The sequence below is a fragment of the Allobosea sp. 01N443 genome (assembly GCF_056399325.1).
Genome location: NZ_JBFTRC010000339.1, coordinates 1 through 3,062, shown reverse-complemented (window position 1 = coordinate 3,062; position 3,062 = coordinate 1). Strand labels below are relative to the sequence as shown.

Annotated in this window: 4 protein-coding genes; 3 read left to right on the top strand and 1 reads right to left on the bottom strand. The window is 65.3% G+C overall.

Translation table 11 applies throughout. The features are described 5' to 3' along the window. The 3 genes from secF to AC1DRP_RS35930 form a co-directional block, all read left to right on the top strand. Positions 1-951 (top strand): protein translocase subunit SecF (gene secF / locus AC1DRP_RS35940; RefSeq protein ID WP_476771068.1); only part of this gene is annotated, 951 nt, incomplete at its 5' end. 20 nt (positions 952-971) lie between these two features. After that, the gene (locus AC1DRP_RS35935) at positions 972-1,349 is read left to right on the top strand and encodes an Mth938-like domain-containing protein (protein ID WP_476771067.1); all 378 of its coding nucleotides are present in this window, start codon (positions 972-974) and stop codon (positions 1,347-1,349) included. 116 nt (positions 1,350-1,465) lie between these two features. Further along, on the top strand, positions 1,466-2,359 hold the full coding sequence (locus tag AC1DRP_RS35930) for a phytoene/squalene synthase family protein (RefSeq protein ID WP_441505971.1): 894 nt from the start codon (positions 1,466-1,468) through the stop codon (positions 2,357-2,359). A gap of 146 nt (positions 2,360-2,505) precedes the next feature. On the opposite strand, the gene AC1DRP_RS35925 is transcribed toward AC1DRP_RS35930, so the two are convergent. Beyond that, the coding region (locus tag AC1DRP_RS35925; RefSeq protein ID WP_476771066.1) for an FAD-dependent oxidoreductase at positions 2,506-3,062 on the bottom strand (557 nt) is incomplete at its 5' end.

Genomic DNA, 3,062 nt, shown 5'->3' with positions numbered 1-3,062 from the left:
CGTCTGCTTCGCATCGTTCCCGACAATACCCGTTTCAAGATCGTCCGCTTCCGGCGCTTCAGCTATCCGTTCTCGGCGGCCTATTCGATTCTCGTCCTGGTGCTCTTCCTCACGGTGGGGCTGAATTTCGGCATCGACTTCCGCGGCGGTACGCTGATCGAGATGCAGTCCAAGGCCGGCAAGGCCGAGATCGCCTCGGTCCGCCATACGGCCAATGGTTTCGGCTTCGGCGAAGTCGAGGTCCAGGAATTCGGCAGCGCCGGCGACATCTCGATGCGCTTTGCGCTGCAGCCCGGCGGCGAAACGGCCCAGCAGGCCGTGGTCGCGAAGGCACGCGAGGCTTTCGCGGGTACGCATGATTTCCGCCGGGTCGAGACCGTCGGTCCGCGCGTCTCGGGCGAGCTGGTCCAGGCCGGAACGCTCGGCGTCGTGCTCGCCATTGTCGGCGTGCTGATCTATCTCTGGTTCCGCTTCGAGATGCAGCTCGCGATCGGCGCGATCGTCGGCACCCTGCACGATATCGTGCTGACCGTCGGCTTCTTCCTGATCACGCAGCTCGAATTCAACCTGACCTCGATCGCGGCGATTCTGACGATCGTCGGGTACTCGCTGAACGAGACCGTGGTGGTGTTCGACCGCACGCGCGAATTGCTGCGCCGCTACAAGACCATGCCGGTCCAGGAACTGCTCGACCTCTCGGTCAACTCGACGCTGTCGCGCACCGCAATGACCGCCACGACGACCGTTCTCTCGCTCATCGCGCTGGTGCTCTTCGGCGGCACGGCGATTGAAGGCTTTGCGCTCGTCATGCTCTTCGGCGTGGTGGTCTGCACCTATTCGGCGATGTTCATCTCGACACCCGTGCTGCTCTATCTCGATGTGCGCGCCGGGCGCCTTGATGCGGATGTCGAAGAGAAGGTTCCGGCCGGAGCCAAGCCGAAGGCGAGCTGAGCGGGCGGAGCGCCCTGATCATGCCACGCTTTGAAGGTTTCGTTCCCGGGCGGCATCAGATCGATGCCTTCGGAGCGGGCGGGTTCCGGTTTGCCGATATGAGCCATCGCGGCTCGATCCTGGCCTTGCCGGCTGGAGTCCATATCTGGCCGGTCTCGTCTTTCGCGAAGGTGACGATCAAGAGCCTCCAGCCCGTTCTCGATGCTGCAGATACGATCGACTTCCTGCTGATCGGTACGGGACACGACATCGCCTTCGTGCCCGCAGCCTTGCGCGAGCGCTTTCGCGAGGCCGGCATCACCATCGAGGGTATGGCGACGGGGGCTGCGGCGCGGACCTACAATGTTCTCGTCGGCGAAGACCGGCGTGTAGCGGCGGCGCTGATCGCGGTTGAGTAGCAGGGCGCGCGGCGATCATGCTCGTGGGGCGTAGCCAGCCCGGCCTTGCCTGGCCTAGACTGACACTTGATCCAAGGCCGCGCCTGTGAGGCGACTGCCTGGGCGGGACGATCCGCATGACGACCAGAACTGACGATCGCCGCGAGACGCTGCCCGAGGCCCTGCCGGAGGCTTATGCTCATTGTGCCGCACTGGTGCGCGAGGCCGATCACGATCGCTATATCGCCAGTCTGTACGCGCCGGAGGCCGTGCGGCCCGGTCTTTTCGCGCTCTATGCCTTCAGCCACGAGATCGCGAGGGTTCGCGCCGCGGTGAGCGAGCCGCTGCCCGGCGAGGTCAGGCTGCAATGGTGGCGCGACCTGCTGGAGGGTGACGCCAAGGGCGAGGTGCATTCGCATCCTGTTGCCGCCGCGTTGCTCGACACCATTCTGCATTACCGCCTGCCGATCGCGCCGCTGACCGGGCTGATCGAGGCGCGCATCTTCGATCTCTATGACGATCCGATGCCCTCTCTCGGCGATCTCGAGGGGTATGCCGGCGAAACGGCAAGCGCGCTCTTCCGGCTTGCGTCGATCATCCTGGCCGAGGGGCGTGATCCGGGTGGCGCGGCGGCTTGCGGCCATGCCGGCGTCGCCTATGCGCTGACCGGATTGTTGCGCGCTTTCCCCTGGCATGCGGCGGCTGGCCAGGTCTACGTGCCGGCGGAGATTCTCGCCCGAAACGGCGTAATCCGCGACGACATCGTGCGAGGGCGCGGCGGGCCCGGCGTGCTCTACAGTCTGAAGGAACTCCGGGCGATCGCGCGCAAGCACCTCGCCAAGCTGCGGGAGCTGCGTGAGACGATTCCGCCTACGCTCGTACCGGCCTTCCTGCCGGTCGCGCTGGTCGAGTCCTATCTGAGGAAGATGGAGCGCACCGGCTACGACCCGTTCCGGAGCATCATCACGCTGCCGGCCTGGCAGCGGCAATGGATTCTCTGGCGCGCGGCCAGGAAGGCCATGCGGGGTTAGATCGCGCGCGTTTGCATCGGCGTTCCCGAAAATCGCAATCCACGTTTCGGGCCGAAGCAATAATTCGCAGGACGCCGCGCCGGCCGAGAAAAAACCCTCTCCCGGAAGGAGAGGGTTGGAATGGATTACCCCACGCCGAAGGCTCTCTACTCTGCCGCCTCAGCCGCAGCGGCGCCCGCCCACGCATCGAGATGCTCCTTCGCGCGGGCCGTCAGCGCCTGCTTGCGGGCCACGCTCTTGGCAGGGCCCTTCAGGCGCTTGCCGTCCGGCCCCGTCTTGGGTGCGTCCTCGATATGCGGGAACAGGCCGAAATTGATGTTCATCGGCTGGAAGGAGCGCGGCCCCTCGTCGATGGTGACGATGTGCCCGCCGGTGATGTGGTTGACCAATGCGCCAAGCGCCGTCGTCGCAGGGGGCAGTTCGAGCGGGCGTCCGAGCCGCTCGGCCGCGGCCATGCGTCCGGTCAGCAGGCCAATGGCGGCGCTCTCGACATAGCCTTCGCAGCCGGTGATCTGTCCGGCGAAGCGAAGGCGCGTATCGGCCTTGAGCTGCAGGGACGGAGAGAGCAGCTTCGGCGAGTTGAGATACGTGTTGCGGTGGATGCCGCCCAGGCGAGCAAATTCGGCATTCTGGAGCCCGGGGATCATCCGGAAGATCGCAGCCTGCTCGCCATATTTCAGCTTGGTCTGGAAGCCTGTCATGT

Bases quoted from the DNA above. Each gene is read 5' to 3' on its own strand.
- AC1DRP_RS35935 (WP_476771067.1), top strand. From the start codon at position 972: ATGCCACGCTTTGAAGGTTTCGTTCCCGGGCGGCATCAGATCGATGCC.
- AC1DRP_RS35930 (WP_441505971.1), top strand. From the start codon at position 1,466: ATGACGACCAGAACTGACGATCGCCGCGAGACGCTGCCCGAGGCCCTG.